The 13879-nt window shown below is 72.4% G+C and carries 16 protein-coding genes and 1 pseudogene; 14 read left to right on the top strand and 3 right to left on the bottom strand.

Annotation, left to right across the window (positions count from 1 at the left end; genetic code table 11):
- Nucleotides 1-53 precede the first annotated feature (53 nt).
- Nucleotides 54-839, top strand: coding sequence for a GntR family transcriptional regulator (locus tag Q0D57_RS10185; protein ID WP_291042611.1), 786 nt, complete (start codon nucleotides 54-56; stop codon nucleotides 837-839).
- 42 nt (nucleotides 840-881) lie between these two features.
- On the opposite strand, the gene Q0D57_RS10180 is transcribed toward Q0D57_RS10185, so the two are convergent.
- The gene (locus tag Q0D57_RS10180; RefSeq protein WP_291042606.1) at nucleotides 882-1154 is read right to left on the bottom strand and encodes a hypothetical protein; all 273 of its coding nucleotides are present in this window, start codon (nucleotides 1152-1154) and stop codon (nucleotides 882-884) included.
- 189 nt (nucleotides 1155-1343) lie between these two features.
- Here Q0D57_RS10180 and Q0D57_RS10175 point away from each other — a divergent pair, with 189 nt between their 5' ends.
- The 12 genes from Q0D57_RS10175 to Q0D57_RS10120 all read left to right on the top strand — a co-directional run bounded on the left by Q0D57_RS10175 (nucleotide 1344) and on the right by Q0D57_RS10120 (nucleotide 11781).
- Nucleotides 1344-2075 carry a 3-oxoacid CoA-transferase subunit A gene (locus Q0D57_RS10175; RefSeq protein WP_291042603.1) on the top strand — a complete coding sequence of 244 codons (732 nt, stop codon included), beginning with the start codon at nucleotides 1344-1346 and terminating at the stop codon, nucleotides 2073-2075.
- The gene (locus Q0D57_RS10170; protein ID WP_291042600.1) at nucleotides 2072-2857 is read left to right on the top strand and encodes a 3-oxoacid CoA-transferase subunit B; all 786 of its coding nucleotides are present in this window, start codon (nucleotides 2072-2074) and stop codon (nucleotides 2855-2857) included. The genes Q0D57_RS10175 and Q0D57_RS10170 overlap by 4 nt, the downstream gene beginning before the upstream one ends.
- Nucleotides 2854-4026: a thiolase family protein gene (locus Q0D57_RS10165; RefSeq protein WP_291042598.1), complete on the top strand. Its 1173-nt coding sequence runs from the start codon at nucleotides 2854-2856 to the stop codon at nucleotides 4024-4026. The genes Q0D57_RS10170 and Q0D57_RS10165 overlap by 4 nt, the downstream gene beginning before the upstream one ends.
- On the top strand, nucleotides 4023-4886 hold the full coding sequence (locus tag Q0D57_RS10160) for an IclR family transcriptional regulator C-terminal domain-containing protein (protein WP_291042595.1): 864 nt from the start codon (nucleotides 4023-4025) through the stop codon (nucleotides 4884-4886). Before Q0D57_RS10165 ends, Q0D57_RS10160 begins: the two co-directional genes overlap by 4 nt.
- Nucleotides 4883-6118: a CoA transferase gene (locus Q0D57_RS10155; RefSeq protein ID WP_291042592.1), complete on the top strand. Its 1236-nt coding sequence runs from the start codon at nucleotides 4883-4885 to the stop codon at nucleotides 6116-6118. The genes Q0D57_RS10160 and Q0D57_RS10155 overlap by 4 nt, the downstream gene beginning before the upstream one ends.
- Complete coding sequence (locus Q0D57_RS10150) at nucleotides 6111-6929, top strand: citryl-CoA lyase (protein WP_291042585.1); 819 nt, start codon at nucleotides 6111-6113, stop codon at nucleotides 6927-6929. The genes Q0D57_RS10155 and Q0D57_RS10150 overlap by 8 nt, the downstream gene beginning before the upstream one ends.
- 42 nt (nucleotides 6930-6971) lie before the next feature.
- Nucleotides 6972-7931, top strand: a complete 960-nt coding sequence (locus Q0D57_RS10145; protein ID WP_291042582.1) for a VOC family protein — start codon at nucleotides 6972-6974, stop codon at nucleotides 7929-7931.
- A gap of 72 nt (nucleotides 7932-8003) precedes the next feature.
- Entirely contained in the window at nucleotides 8004-8666 is a 663-nt protein-coding gene (locus Q0D57_RS10140; protein WP_291042579.1) for a phospholipase, read from the top strand.
- Entirely contained in the window at nucleotides 8663-9718 is a 1056-nt protein-coding gene (locus tag Q0D57_RS10135; protein WP_291042574.1) for a maleylacetate reductase, read from the top strand. Before Q0D57_RS10140 ends, Q0D57_RS10135 begins: the two co-directional genes overlap by 4 nt.
- 90 nt (nucleotides 9719-9808) lie before the next feature.
- Complete coding sequence (locus tag Q0D57_RS10130; protein ID WP_291042555.1) at nucleotides 9809-10633, top strand: alpha/beta hydrolase; 825 nt, start codon at nucleotides 9809-9811, stop codon at nucleotides 10631-10633.
- Nucleotides 10634-10646: 13 nt separating this feature from the next.
- Nucleotides 10647-11348, top strand: coding sequence for an alpha/beta hydrolase (locus tag Q0D57_RS10125; RefSeq protein WP_291042548.1), 702 nt, complete (start codon nucleotides 10647-10649; stop codon nucleotides 11346-11348).
- Nucleotides 11349-11511: 163 nt separating this feature from the next.
- Nucleotides 11512-11781, top strand: a complete 270-nt coding sequence (locus tag Q0D57_RS10120) for a GlsB/YeaQ/YmgE family stress response membrane protein (protein ID WP_259525349.1) — start codon at nucleotides 11512-11514, stop codon at nucleotides 11779-11781.
- A 103-nt stretch (nucleotides 11782-11884) separates the two neighbouring features.
- Here Q0D57_RS10120 and Q0D57_RS10115 read toward each other — a convergent pair whose 3' ends face one another.
- Nucleotides 11885-12778 carry an ATP-grasp fold amidoligase family protein gene (locus Q0D57_RS10115; RefSeq protein WP_291042544.1) on the bottom strand — a complete coding sequence of 298 codons (894 nt, stop codon included), beginning with the start codon at nucleotides 12776-12778 and terminating at the stop codon, nucleotides 11885-11887.
- On the bottom strand, nucleotides 12775-13359 hold the full coding sequence (locus Q0D57_RS10110) for a TetR/AcrR family transcriptional regulator (RefSeq protein ID WP_291042541.1): 585 nt from the start codon (nucleotides 13357-13359) through the stop codon (nucleotides 12775-12777). Before Q0D57_RS10110 ends, Q0D57_RS10115 begins: the two co-directional genes overlap by 4 nt.
- 68 nt (nucleotides 13360-13427) lie before the next feature.
- Between Q0D57_RS10110 and Q0D57_RS10105 the strand changes: the two are divergent.
- Nucleotides 13428-13879, top strand: a pseudogene (locus tag Q0D57_RS10105) (RND transporter); the annotation flags it as partial.

The raw sequence follows: 13879 nt of genomic DNA, 5'->3' as shown, positions 1-13879 counted from the left end.
TCACGTCTGCATTCGGGCGACCACTGTTGTCTAGTCTGTCCATACGGCCTACCATGACGGGTCTGGAGCAGGCGAGCGAGGGTGCGTTGATTCGGGTGATCGAGCGGAATTCTGAGGTCCCGTACTACGAGCAGCTGTTCGGGATCCTCCGGGAGCAGGTGGTGGGCGGCCGGATCGCCGAGGGCGAGCGGCTCCCGAGCGAGCTCGAGCTGTGCCGCGAGTTCGGCCTCTCCCGTGCCACCGTGCGGCAGACGTTCCAGAAGCTCGAGTCCGAGGGCTACGCGCGCCGGGTGCCGCGGCGGGGCGTGTTCGCGACGACCCCGACGGAATCCTCGGGCTGGACCATCCAGGATCCGCAGGGGTTCCTGGAGTCCCAGCTTCAGCACGGACAGGTCGGGATCGAGACGACGGTGCTCGGTGCCCGGTTCGCCGTTCCGCCCGAGCGCGTGGCCCAGCTCCTCCAGGTGGGGCCGGAGGAGGAGGTCTTCGAGCTCGTGCGGGTGCGCTCGCTCGAGGGGCGATCCGCCATGTTCAGCACGAACTGGTTCCCGGGAGCGAGCGGACGCGTCGTCTCCCGCGCCGACGACGTCCTGGACGGTTCCGGATCGGTGAACCAGGCGCTGCGTGGCGCGGGCTTCGTGACGGCTGGCGCACGGCGAGTCATCCATGCCCTGCGCACCCCGCCAGACATCGCCGCCGCCCTCGGGGTCGGCAGAGACGAACCCGTCCTGCGGGTGGGGTCGTTGTCGTGGGCGAAGGACTCGACCCGCTTCGACTACTACGAGACCTGGGTGCTCACCGAGATCGTGCCGCTCGAGGTGAACATCGCCGCCACCTGAGCCAGGTGAGGCCTCAACTGCGTCGCGCGGTGGCCTGGGTCGTCAGCCCCCGTCGAGGCGTGAGCCGCGGCGGCGGAAGTCGGCTCGCACCCTGAGGCCGAGGAGGGCGTCGTCGAGCTCCCACTCGTAGGAGGCGAACGTGTCGACCGAGGCGGTGGGCGCCTCGATCCAGAATTCCACGACCACCCAGCCCCGCTTCGCGGCGCTGCCGGGGCAGGGCCGACACGAGTAGCCTCGGCGGCTCCACATCAGCCACATCACCGCGAACGCGCGCCGGCGCCGCACCTCCCGCGGCATGACCACCCGCATCGCCATGCTCGAAGCCCCTCCCTCGGTCTTTCACGATCCGTCCCACGATCCGTCGTCGGGCGGGAATCGTCGCGGGCCTTTACCGGCGCCGCCGCATCCTGTAGAAGATGTGCGACGCCATGGATTCTTGGGTCGGCTCTTGATTTTTGTTGCAGCGTGTATAACCATGTTGTCAACATGCGTACGAGTGTTCGCATGACGAACACTTTCGAGGTGGCTGTGATCTCAAAGCTGAGAGCCGATGCGAGCGAGGCGATCGCCGACGTGGGCGACGGCGCGACCGTCATGATCGGCGGCTTCGGTGCCGCCGGCCAGCCGGTGGAGCTCATCGACGCCCTCATCGCCCAGGGCGCCTCCGACCTCACGATCGTGAGCAACAACGCCGGCAACGGCGACACCGGCATCGCGGCACTCATCACCGCAGGCCGGGTTCGGCGCGTCGTGTGCTCCTTCCCCCGCCAGGCCGACTCGCACGCCTTCGACGCCGCCTACCGCGCCGGCGAGGTGGAGCTCGAGCTCGTGCCGCAGGGCAACCTCGCCGAACGCATCCGCGCCGCCGGAGCCGGCATCGGCGCGTTCTTCACCCCCACCGGCGTCGGCACCACGGTGGCCGAGGGCAAGGAGGCGCGCACCATCGACGGCCGCGACTACATCCTCGAATACCCGCTGCGCGCCGACGTCGCCCTCATCTCGGCCTACCGCGCCGACCGCTGGGGCAACCTCGTCTACCGCCGCACCGCCCGCAACTTCGGTCCGCTCATGGCGGCTGCGGCACGCACCACCGTCGTGCAGGTCGACGAGGTCGTGGAGCTGGGCGCCCTCGACCCCGAGGCCGTCGTGACCCCGGGCATCTTCGTCGACCGCGTGGTCGAGGTGGGGGAGCGGCCCTGGCTCCGCGACGGCGAGTTCGTGGGGGCACCCGCATGAGCGGCCTCGACCGCGGCGCCCTCGATGGGCCCGGCCTCGACCGGCCCACCCCTGACCGGCCCGGCCTCGACCGGCCCGCCCCTGACCGACCCGGCCTCGACCGGCGTGCCCTGGCGGCGCGCATCGCCCAGGACATCCCCGAGGGCGCGATCGTGAACCTCGGCATCGGCGCCCCCACCCTCATCGCCGACGCCCTTCCCGCGGGGCTCGAGATCATCCTGCACACCGAGAACGGCATGCTCGGCATGGGCCCGGCTCCCGAGCCCGGCCTCGTCGACCCCGACCTCATGAACGCCGGCAAGCAGCCCGTGACCGAGCTTCCGGGCGCCTCCTACTTCCATCACGCCGACTCGTTCGGCATGATGCGCGGCGGGCACCTGGACATCTGCGTGCTCGGCGCCTTCCAGGTCTCCGAACGCGGCGACCTCGCGAACTGGCACACCGGCGCTCCCGGGGCGATCCCGGCGGTCGGCGGGGCGATGGACCTCGCGATCGGCGCCAAGAGCGTCTGGGTGATGACGGATCTGCTCACCCGCGACGGCGGGTCGAAGCTCGTCGCCGCGTGCACCTATCCGCTCACCGGCGTCGCCTGCGTGAGCCGGGTCTACACCGACCGGGCGGTGTTCGACGTGACCGCCGCCGGGCTCGCCGTGACCGAGGTCTTCGGCGACACGACCCTCGACGAGCTTCGTGGGCTCACCGGCCTGGAGCTTCAGGATGCGACCGGCCACGACGGCGAGGGCCACCGCGGCAGCGACGACACCAAGGGGATGCGATCATGACCGCGAGTTTCGTCTACGACGCCGTGCGCACGCCGTTCGGCCGGTTCGGCAAGGCCCTGGCGGGCGTGCGGCCCGACGACCTGCTCGCCACGGTGGTGCGCGGTGTGCTCGACCGGCATCCGGAGCTCGACCCCGCACTCATCGACGACGTCGTGGCCGGAGCGGCGAACCAGGCCGGCGAGGACAACCGCGACGTCGCGCGCATGGCTGTGCTGCTCGCCGGGCTCCCCACCTCGGTGCCCGGCGTGACCGTCAACCGGCTCTGCGGATCGAGCCTGCAGGCCGTCATGGATGCGAGCCGTGCGATCGAGTCCGGCGACTCCCGCCTCGTGCTGGCGGGCGGCGTGGAGTCGATGAGCCGGGCCCCGTGGGTGCTGCAGAAGCCCGAGCGCGGCTACCCGGCCGGCAACGAGACGCTGCACTCGACCACGCTGGGCTGGCGACTCGTGAACAAGCGGATGCCGAAGGAGTGGACGATCTCGCTCGGCGAGTCGAACGAGCTGCTGGCCGAGAAGCACGGCATCACCCGCGAGGAGCAGGACGCGTTCGCGGCGGCGAGCCATGTGGCGGCCGCAGCGGCCTGGGACGCCGGGATGTACGACGGCGAGATGGTGGCCGTGCCCGGGGTCGACCTCGCACGCGACGAGGGCATCCGCCCCGACTCGACCGTGGAGTCGCTCGCGGGGCTCAAGCCGGCGTTCCGGCCGGAGGGCACCATCACGGCCGGCAACGCGTCGCCGCTGAACGACGGCGCCTCGATGGTGATCGTGGGGGCCGAGGACGCCCCCATCGACGCCGAGCCGCTCGCCCGCATCATCGGGCGCGGGGTCGCGGCGGTCGACCCGGACATGTTCGGCATCGGGCCCGTCGAGGCCGCGAACCGGGCACTCGCGAACGCCGGGAAGACCTGGGCCGACGTCGACGTGGTGGAGCTCAACGAGGCCTTCGCGGCGCAGTCGCTGGCGTGCCTGAAGCTCTGGCCCGAGCTCGATCCGGCGAAGGTCAACATCCACGGTGGCGCGATCGCGATCGGGCACCCGCTCGGCGCATCGGGCGGCCGGATCATCGGTCACGCCGCCCACGAGCTCGCGCGGCGGGGCGGCGGGGTCGCCGTGGCCGCCATCTGCATCGGCGTGGGCCAGGGCCTCGCCGTGGTGCTCGAGCGATGAGCGCCGTGGAGACCGCCGCCGGCGCCGGTGCCGCTGCCGGTGCTGCCGATCCCGCCGATCGTGCGGGCGACCCGGGCGCCCGCGTGCCGGGGGAGCAGTACGTGCAGTCGCTCGCGCGCGGCCTCGAGGTGATCAAGGCCTTCACCGCCGACCTGCCCGTGCAGACGCTCAGCGACGTCGCCCGCGGCACCGGCCTCACGCGCGCCACCGCCCGCCGCTTCCTCCTCACCCTCGTGGAGCTCGGCTACGTGCGCACCGACGGCAAGCAGTTCTCGCTCACGCCGCGCGTGCTCGAGCTCGGCTTCGGCTATCTCAGCGCGCTCACCCTGCCCGAGGTCGCGCTCCCGCACCTCGAGCAGCTCGCGCACGAGCTCGGCGAGTCGACCTCGGCCTCGGTGCTCGACGGCGGCGACATCGTCTACGTGGCCCGCGTGCCCGTGCGGCGCATCATGGCCGTGGCCATCACCGTCGGCACGCGCTTCCCCGCCTACGCCACCTCGATGGGCCGCGTGCTGCTCGCGGGCCTCCCCGAGCCCGAGCTCGACCGGCTCCTCGACGCCGTGCAGCCCGTGGGCCTCACGGCGAAGACGCTCACGGATCGCGAGGTGCTGCGCACCGAGATCGCCGCCGTGCGGGAGCGCGGCTGGGCCGCCGTCGACCAGGAGCTCGAGGTGGGGCTCCGCTCGATCGCCGCTCCGGTGCGCCGGAACGGCCGGGTGGTGGCCGCCATCAACGTCTCGACCACGGTGGGCGTGGCCACGATCGAGCGGATCGAGGCCGACTTCGCCCCCGCCCTCGTGGCGGCGGCCGACGCCATCGGGGCCGACCTCGAGCTCACGCGACTGGGGAGGCGACGGTGACGGCGCAGGACGGCCGGCCCGCCCTGCCCGCGGAGGGCGGCGCCCCCACGCCCGGGGCTCTCGACGGCATCCTGGTCGCCGACTTCTCGCGCGTGCTCGCAGGCCCCTACGCCACCCAGCTGCTCGCCGACCTCGGCGCCCGCGTGGTGAAGGTCGAGAGCCCGGCCGGCGACGAGACCCGCTCCTGGGCCCCGCCCGAGCGCGACGGCGTCTCGACCTACTACCTCGGCGTCAACCGCGGCAAGAGCTCGGTGGTGCTCGACTTCGGCGACGAGGCCGACCGCGCCCTGGCGCAGGAGCTCGCGCGGCGGGCCGACGTGGTGATCGAGAACTTCCGGCCGGGCGGTCTCGCCCGCTTCGGCCTCGACTACGACTCCGTCGCCGCCACCAACCCCGCTGTCGTCTACGCCTCCATCAGCGGCTTCGGCACGGCGGGCGGCGCCGCGCTGCCCGGCTACGACCTCATCGTGCAGGCGGCCTCGGGCCTCATGAGCCTCACGGGCGACGCCGACGGCCCCGCCTACCGCAGCGGCGTCTCGGTGTTCGACGTGATGACCGGCCTGAACGCGGTCGTCGGCGTCCTCGCCGCCCTCCGCCACCGCGACAGCACCGACGACCGAGAGCACGGTGACGGCAAACACGGCGAGGGTCAGCACATCGAGGTCAACCTCCTCTCGACCGCCCTCGCCGCCATGGCCAACCACAGCTCCACCGTGGTCGCTGCCGGAACCGTGCCGTTCCGCATGGGCAACGCGCATCCGAGCCTGTTCCCCTACGAGCCGCTGCCGACCCAGGATGGCGAGCTCATCGTCGTGGCCGCCAACGACGGCCAGTTCGGCCGGCTCGCCACCGCCCTCGGGCTCCCTGCCCTCGCCGACGACCCCCGTTTCGCCCGCACCGAGGACCGCAACCGCAACCGTGCCGAGCTCCGGCCGCTGCTCGTCGGGGCCCTCGCCGAGCGCACCGTCGCCGACTGGTTCGAGCGGCTCACCGAGGCGGGCGTGCCGTGCGGGCCCATCAACACGATCGACGGCGGGATCGCGCTCGCCGAGCGCCTCGGTCTCGATCCGGTGGTGACCGTGGGCGACGGCGAGCACGCGGTGCCCGTCATCCGCAACCCGATCGCGTTCTCCCGCACCCCGGCTCGCCACGCGGCCCCGCCGCCCGCTCTCGGCGAGCACGACGACGCCGTGCGCGCCTGGCTGACCGAGGAGGAGGCCCCCCGTGCCTGACCGCCCCGACCACGACCGCCCCGAGTACCCCACGAGCATCGGCACGAGCGACGCCGACTCCATCTCCCTCCTCGGCCACGACCTGGCCGGCGAGCTCATCGGGCAGATCGGCTTCGGCGAGCTCGCCTACCTCCTGGTGGCCCGCCGCCGCCCGACACCCGGCCAGCTGCGCGTGTTCGAGGCGGTGCTCGTCTCGCTCGCCGACCACGGCTTCACCCCCACCGCGATCGCCGCGCGCCTCACCTACTACAGCGCCCCCGACTCGCTGCAGGGAGCCCTCGCGGCGGGCCTCCTGGGCGGCGGATCCCGCTTCCTCGGCGTGACCGAGGACACCGGGCTCTACCTCCAGGGCGTGCTGTCGACCCTCGGCGACACGACCGCCTTCACCGCGGCCGACTGGGACGACGCGGCCCGCGCCGCGATCACCGCGACGGCCGCGACCGGCGGCACGGTGCCGGGGCTCGGCCATCCGGTGCACAAGCAGGGCGACCCCCGCACCCCGGTGATCATCGGCATCGCCGCCGAGGCCGGGGTCAAGGGCCCCTACCTCGAGCTGTTCGAGGCCATCGGCCGCGTGCACCCCGACATCATCGGCCGCACCCTTCCGCTGAACGGAGCCGGCGTCGCCGGAGCCGCTCTCGCCGACGCCGGTCTGCCGGTCGAGCTCCTGCGCGGCTTCGCGCTGCTCGCCCGCACCGCCGGCCTCCTCGGTCACCTGGCCGAGGAGATCGAGCACCCCGTCGCGCCGACGGTCTACCGCGAGGTCGACCGGAACGCGGTCTACAGAGAACCCTCCGCCCCGACGGAGTAAAGCATCGGGCATCCGCAGTAGACGACCAACAAGGAGATAACAATGACGTATGTCGCCGGTTCCCACCACGTGACCCTCTCGGTAGGGCATGCGCAGGAGGATGTCGACTTCCACACGCGGGTCCTCGGCCTGCGTTTCATCAAGAAGACGGTGCTCTACGACGGCGGCACGCCGGTGTACCACCTCTACTACTCGAACGCCGGCGGAGACCCCTCGGCCGTGATCACCACGTTCCCGTGGGCGCAGGTGGGGCTCTACGGCATCCGCGGCACCAACCAGGCGCGTGAGGTGCTGCTCTCGGTGCCCACCGGATCGCTCGAGTTCTGGTCGAAGCGGCTCACCGAGCACGGTGTCGAGAACAGCTTCGAGGACGTGTTCGGCGGCCGCCGACTGAACCTCCGCCACCCCTCCGGCATCGAGTACGTGCTGATCGAGGTCGAGAACGACCCGCGTGAGGGCTACACGAAGAACGGCGTGGGCATCGAGTACGCGATCCACGGCATCTACGGCGTGGGCATCCACGTGTTCGACCAGGACCGCATGGTCGACTTCGGCAAGGAGGCGTTCTTCGCCTCGAGCGAGGTCGAGGAGGAGGGCGACCGCGCCCGTTACCGCGTGGGCAACGCCGACGTCGGCAACTTCGTGGAGCTCACCGGCAACCGCACCGACGAGCAGGGCACCTGGCGCTACGGCTCCGGCGCGTACCACCACTTCGCCTGGAACCTCGACAACCTCGAGAACCAGAACGAGGTGAAGTTCGACATCGAGGGCGCCGGCTACACCGACATCTCGGAGCTCAAGGACCGCACCTACTTCAAGTCGCACTACGTGCGCACCCCGGGTGGCGCGCTGTTCGAGCTGGCCGTGACGCACAACGAGGGCGGCTGGGACTGCGACGAGTCGCCCGAGGAGCTCGGCCGCGCCTTCATGCTGCCGCCGTTCTTCGAGCACGAGCGCGAGTCGATCATGGCCCGCCTCGAGCCGCTGCGCGACGAGGACTGAGCGCGACGGCACTGAGCACGACGGGCACTGATCGGATCGTGTGACGACGGGTGACGAGGAAGGGATGATCGGATGACGGAGACCACCGTGGAACCGCAGGTCTGGGGCGACGCCGAGGCGAGCGACCCGCAGGCGCTCGCCGTGGTGGGGCTGCACGGCCGCACCCAGGACGTGCCGTTCGTGCGCGGCCTGTCGGAACGGCTCGGCGTGGCGGGCCTGCGCTGGTTCGCGCCGGAGGCCGTGGGCAACTCCTGGTATCCGCATCCCTTCCTCGACCCCGCGCCCGAGAACGCCGAGCACCTCGAACGGGCGCTGGACGTGGTCGAGGCGAGCGTGGCCGCGGCGCACGAGGCCGGCTTCGCCCGCGTGGCGCTGCTCGGCTTCTCGCAGGGGGCGTGCACGCTGTCGCACTTCCTGCTCACGCGGAACGTGCCCGTGGTCGGCGCCGTGCTCTTCACGGGCGGCTACGTCGGCGCCGAACCGCTCGAGTCCGAGACCGTCGCCCGGCGCGTGGGCACCCTCCGCCGGGGTGTGCCCGTGCTGCTGCGCTCGATCGACCACGACCCCTGGGTGCCCGCCTTCCGGGTCGCCGACACGACCAGGCTGCTCGCGCTCGCCGGAGCCCAGGCCGACGTGCTCGTCGAGCCGGGCGACGAGCACGGCATCACCGAGCGGGCGGCGGCCGACGCCCGCGTGTTCCTGAACCGGCTGCGCGATCACGAGGAGACACCATGAAGTTCGACCACCGCACCCTGCCCCAGCGCGTGCGCTTCGGTTCCGGCGACGCCGCCGCAGCGCTCGCCGCCGAGGTCGCCGAGAGGGGTGCCGGGGCCGTCATGGTGATCGCGGCGCCCTCCGAGGCCGAGCTCGCCCGCAGCATCGCCGCCGGCATCGAGGTGGCGCTGCACTGGGACGACGTGGCGCCGCACGTGCCCATCGCGCACGCCGAGCGGGCGCGGGCCGCCGCGCGCGAGGCCGGCATCGACCTCGTGGTGTCGGTGGGCGGGGGCTCGACCACGGGGCTCGCGAAGGCCATCGCGCTCACCGAGCGGCTGCCGATCGTGGCCGTGCCCACCACCTACGCCGGATCCGAGGCCACGAACGTCTGGGGCCTCACGACCGACTCCCGCAAGACCACGGGGGTCGACGACGTCGTGCTCCCGGCCGTCGTGATCTACGACGCCGCGCTCACGCTGAGCCTGCCCGTCGACCTCTCCGTGGCCTCGGGTCTCAACGCCATCGCCCACTGCATCGACTCGATGTGGGCGCCGAACTCGGATCCGCTCAACCGGGCGCTCGCCGAGGAGGGCATCCGCGAGGTCGCCGCGGCGCTCCCCGCGATCGTCGCCGACCTGGGCGACGTGCCCGCGCGCGAGCGCATGCTCTACGGGGCATACGTCTCGGCGGTCGCCTTCGCCTCGGCGGGCTCGGGCCTCCACCACAAGATCTGCCACGTGCTCGGCGGTGCCTACGACCTGCCGCACGCGCAGACCCATTCCGCGGTGCTGCCGCAGGTGCTCGCGTTCAACGTGGGGGCCTCGGCCGAGGCGGAGGAGCGGATCGCCCGAGCGCTCGGTGCCTCGAGCGCGGTCGAGGGCCTCGACTCGCTCTACGCCTCGATCCCCGCCACGCGCGCGCTCGCCGACGTGGGCTACCGGGCCGAGAGCATCCCCGAGAGCGCCGGGCTCATCCTGCCGCTCGTGCCCTCGAGCAATCCGCGGCCGGTGCACGAACGCGACCTCGAGGGCATCCTGCAGGCGGCGCTGGAGGGCCGCAGCATCAGCTGACGAGCCCGGTCCCGCCGGAACGAGCGGTGCCGGGCGAAACAGCAGATGCTGGCAGGGGGCCTGGTTCGGGCCCACAGCCCGAGGAGCAGAATGCCGGAACGACGACAGCCCCCCACGACGCTCGAACGGAGCGTGACGGTGGGCGAGATGGAATTCCGCGCCTTCAGCACGGCAGTGGCGCCCGAGAATGGCCAGGTGGGCAGCGCGGCGCCTCCGGTGCACGTGCTCGTGCACGGCATCGGCGCCTCGCACCGCTACCTCTCCCGCCTGCACGACGAGCTCGCGCTCCACGGCGAGGTGCACTCCATCGATCTCCCCGGGTTCGGCGGTCTCCCGAAGCCGGGCCACTCGCCCTCGGTGGCCGAGATGGCCAGGGCGCTCGGGGCCGCGCTCGACCTCCTCGGCATTCCGGCCGGCGTGCTGCTCGGTCACTCCATGGGGGCGCAGTGGGTGGTCGAGCTCGCCGTGCAGCGACCGGATCGCGCCACGGGCGTCGTGATCGTCGGCCCCGTCGCCGACGACCGGCATCGGAGCCTCCCGGCGCAGGCCCTCGCTCTCGGCATCGACATCCTCGTCGAACCCCCCGACGTCGATCTCGTGGTGCTCCTCGACTACCTGCGCTGCGGTCCCGCCTGGTTCCTCCGCCAGTCCGAGCCCATGCTCACCTACCCGATCGAGCGACGCGTGGCCGAGCTGGCCGTCCCGCTCCTCGTCGTGCGCGGCGGGCTCGATCCGATCGCCGGGATAGCGTGGTGCCGCCGTCTCCGCGACCGGGCCGTCGACGGGAGGCTCGCGGTCGTGCCGGGCCACCGCCACGTCGTGCAGCACACCGCTCCGCGCGCTGTCGCCGATGCGGTGCTGTCGCTCGGCGTGCGGCGGGTGCAGGCGGGCGCGGAACAGGGGACGGGCGCGTGAGGAGAGCACGCCCATGACCGACACCCCACGCTGGCATCCGCACGGGATCGCCGACCGGCTCCGGATCGCGGGCTGGTGGGCGCGCGACTACGCCTACGCCGTGCACTGGCAGGTGCGCTCGGTGCTCAGCCGCGCCGATCCGGACTCGTTCCACGACGGCGATCGCGCCCCCATCGTGGTCGTGCCCGGGGTCTACGAGACCTGGCGCTTCCTGCAGCCGCTCATCGCCGCCCTGCACGACCGCGGGCATCCGGTGCACGTGATCGGGCCGCTCCGCTGGAACAACCGCCCCGTTCCGGATGCCGCCGGGCACGTGGCCGACTACCTCGACGAGCACGACCTCTCGGGCGTGGTGCTCGTGGCGCACAGCAAGGGCGGGCTGGTGGGCAAGTACGCGATGTCGCTCGGGTCGTCGGCCGAGCGCATCCGGTCGATGCTCGCGGTCGCGACGCCCTTCGGCGGTTCGGTCTACGCACGGTTCATGCTCGCGCCGAGCCTGCGCATCTTCCGCCCGGGCGATGCCACCCTCGTGGAGCTGTCGCACCGGCAGTCGGTCAACGCGCGGATCGTCTCGGTCTACGGCCGCTTCGATCCGCACATCCCGGGCGGCAGCGCCCTTCCGGGGGCGAAGAACGTGGAGCTCGCGACGGGAGGCCACTTCCGGGTGCTGGCCGACCCGCGGGTGCTCGCCGAGCTCGCGGTGCTCGCGAGCTGAGGGCACCAGCCACCGGCATACCAGCACCCCGGTGCGCCAGCGATCCGGTGCGCCTGCGCACCTGCACATCCGGGGCCGCGATGCAAAGCGGGGCCGACCCATTGCCGGATCGCCCGGATCGGGCCAGGCTCCAACCCGCACCCTACAGAAACGGAACACAGCAATGAGCTTCATCGCCTTCCTCATCCTCGGCCTCATCGCCGGCGCCATCGCCAAGCTGATCATCCCCGGCAAGCAGGCCGGAGGGTGGTTCATCACCCTCATCCTCGGCGTCATCGGAGCGCTCCTCGGCGGCTGGCTCGGCGGCCTGCTCTTCAACGCGAACCTCGAGGAGTTCTGGTCGATCCAGACCTGGCTCCTCGCCATCGGCGGGTCGATCATCGTGCTGCTGATCTACGGCCTCATCTTCGGCCGCAAGGGCCGTCGCGCCTGATCCTGCGGGCCTGATAGTGCGGGCCTGATCCTGCACCAGAATGCCCCGTCCGGTCTCGTACCGGGCGGGGCATCCGTCGTTCCGGCGCTGCGATCGCCACCGGTCAGCGGTAGCGCCGCGGCACGGTCCAGGGCCGGCCGAACTCGGCGTCGAAGCTCGCGGGCTCGAACGGGCTGTCGCCGCCCGCGGGGTAGCTCGTGAGCTCGCCGAACACGATGCGGTCGGGCAGCAGGTAGAGGTCGACCCGCACGAAGTCGGTGCCCTCCCCGAGCCGCTCGGCGACGGCGATCATCTCGTCGAGCCGGTCGGGGCGGGGCCGCGGCGGATCGATCCAGGGCGGCCCGCCGCTGAGCGGCAGGTGCTCCCAGTCGGGCCGGTGGAAGTCCTGCGTGCGCCCCTCGAAGCGGCCGGCGTCGACCTGGATGTGGTGGCACCGTCCGTGGAACACGAAGAACTTGAAGTCGTCGGGGATGCCTCCGCCCTCGCCCTCGAGCATCTCCTCCACGATCACCTTCGGCGGCACCCGGCCGTAGGCCCATTCGCGGTTGGGCCCCTGGCCGTAGAGCTGGGTGGCCCAGTGCTCGGCGATCCCCACCAGCAGCTCGCGCCGCGCGGCCTCCGGGCGCACGTGCCGGTAGACCCAGCTCCACCGCGCGGGCGGCAGCTCGGCGTCGGCGGGCGCCTCCGGGCTCACCACGATGGCGGCACCGCTGCCGTGCGTGGGCTTGACGACGTAGCGCTCAGGGAGCTCGAGCCGCAGCAGCTCGGCCGGGTCGTCGAGCACGGCGAACGCCTGCGGGAGGTACGCCGATCCGATCCGCTCGGCCACGTGCTCGCGCACCGCCGCCTTGTCGGCGAAGGTCACGAGGAGCGGCCGATGGTCGCGGAGCATCTTGTAGCGCACCTTCTCGGTGAAGGTCTGCGGGTTCCGGGTGCGCCAGAGTCGCACCGCCCGCACGAGCCTGCTGCGCTCCCGCCGGCGCGCACGGCTGCTCACCGCGCGGTCACCAGGTAGCGCACGAGTTCGCGGAGGGCGCCGGCGACGTCGGGCCGCCGGGTGAGGCTCTGCACGATGATGGTGCCGAGCACCGCGTGGCCGAGCAGTTCGACGGGGGCGTCGGCGGCGAGCTGACCGTCGAGGATGCCGGCGGCCAGGCGCTCGGCCAGGTGGCGGTCGACACCGAGGCTCGCACTGAGGTGGTCGCCCACCTCCGCGTCCTCCGCCGCGGCCGAGACGAGCGAGCGCAGCAGCATGGCGCCGTGCGGGGTCTCGAGGATGGCGAGCACCGAGCCGAGCCACTCCTCGACGTCGCGCAGCAGGTCGCCCGTGTACGGCACGTCGAAGTCGATCGGGATGAGCCGGCCGTCGGTGAGGCACTCGGCGATCAGGGCTCCCCGGCTCGGCCACCAGCGGTAGATGGTCTGCTTGCCGACCCCCGCCTCCTTGGCGATGCCCTCGATCGTGAGGTGGTCGTAGCCCTGGCCCTGGAAGAGGCGCGCGGTGGCGGCGAGGATGGCGTCGCGAGCGGCTGCGCTCCGCACAGGGCCCGTGCGATGCCCCGACGCCTGCTCGTTCACCCCCTCAGGGTACCCCCAGTCTCTAGACGAGACGTCGCGTATGCTCAAGCAGGTCTGAAGGAGATCCCGTGGCTTCCCTGCTGTACCGTCTTGGTTCGTTCGCCGCCCGCCGGGCCTGGCCCGTGATCGTCGCCTGGGTCGTGATCCTCGGCATCTCCGTGGGGGCGTTCTTCGCCATCGGCGGCACCCTCAGCAACAGCTTCGACATCCCCGGCACGGCCTCCGGGGCGGTCACCGACGCGCTCGCCGAGAAGCTCCCGGACACCGCGGGCGGCACCGGAACGGTCGTCTACCGCACGACCGACGGCGAGCCCTTCACCGACGAGCAGAAGCAGGCGATCACCGAGGCGGCCACGAGCGCGCGCGACCTCGACGGGGTCGCCGCGGTCATCGATCCCTTCGACGCCCAGGCCCAGCAGGCCGCCCAGGCCGCCCAGCTCGACGCCGGCCGCACCCAGGCCGATGCCGGCCGCACGCAGCTCGACGCGGGCCAGGCGCAGCTCGACGCCGGTCGCGCCCA

This window comes from Herbiconiux sp. (assembly GCF_023264895.1).
Taxonomy (GTDB): Bacteria; Actinomycetota; Actinomycetes; order Actinomycetales; family Microbacteriaceae; genus Herbiconiux.
The sequence above is the reverse complement of the archived record's forward strand: the minus strand, read 5'-3'. Positions and strand labels throughout refer to the sequence as shown.

Excerpts from the sequence above, each read along its gene's own strand:
- Q0D57_RS10185 (WP_291042611.1), top strand. The coding sequence starts at position 54 with ATGACGGGTCTGGAGCAGGCGAGCGAGGGTGCGTTGATTCGGGTGATC.
- Q0D57_RS10180 (WP_291042606.1), bottom strand. The coding sequence starts at position 1,154 with ATGGCGATGCGGGTGGTCATGCCGCGGGAGGTGCGGCGCCGGCGCGCG.
- Q0D57_RS10175 (WP_291042603.1), top strand. The coding sequence starts at position 1,344 with ATGACGAACACTTTCGAGGTGGCTGTGATCTCAAAGCTGAGAGCCGAT.
- Q0D57_RS10170 (WP_291042600.1), top strand. The coding sequence starts at position 2,072 with ATGAGCGGCCTCGACCGCGGCGCCCTCGATGGGCCCGGCCTCGACCGG.
- Q0D57_RS10165 (WP_291042598.1), top strand. The coding sequence starts at position 2,854 with ATGACCGCGAGTTTCGTCTACGACGCCGTGCGCACGCCGTTCGGCCGG.
- Q0D57_RS10160 (WP_291042595.1), top strand. The coding sequence starts at position 4,023 with ATGAGCGCCGTGGAGACCGCCGCCGGCGCCGGTGCCGCTGCCGGTGCT.
- Q0D57_RS10145 (WP_291042582.1), top strand. The coding sequence starts at position 6,972 with ATGACGTATGTCGCCGGTTCCCACCACGTGACCCTCTCGGTAGGGCAT.
- Q0D57_RS10140 (WP_291042579.1), top strand. The coding sequence starts at position 8,004 with ATGACGGAGACCACCGTGGAACCGCAGGTCTGGGGCGACGCCGAGGCG.
- Q0D57_RS10135 (WP_291042574.1), top strand. The coding sequence starts at position 8,663 with ATGAAGTTCGACCACCGCACCCTGCCCCAGCGCGTGCGCTTCGGTTCC.
- Q0D57_RS10130 (WP_291042555.1), top strand. The coding sequence starts at position 9,809 with ATGCCGGAACGACGACAGCCCCCCACGACGCTCGAACGGAGCGTGACG.
- Q0D57_RS10125 (WP_291042548.1), top strand. The coding sequence starts at position 10,647 with ATGACCGACACCCCACGCTGGCATCCGCACGGGATCGCCGACCGGCTC.
- Q0D57_RS10120 (WP_259525349.1), top strand. The coding sequence starts at position 11,512 with ATGAGCTTCATCGCCTTCCTCATCCTCGGCCTCATCGCCGGCGCCATC.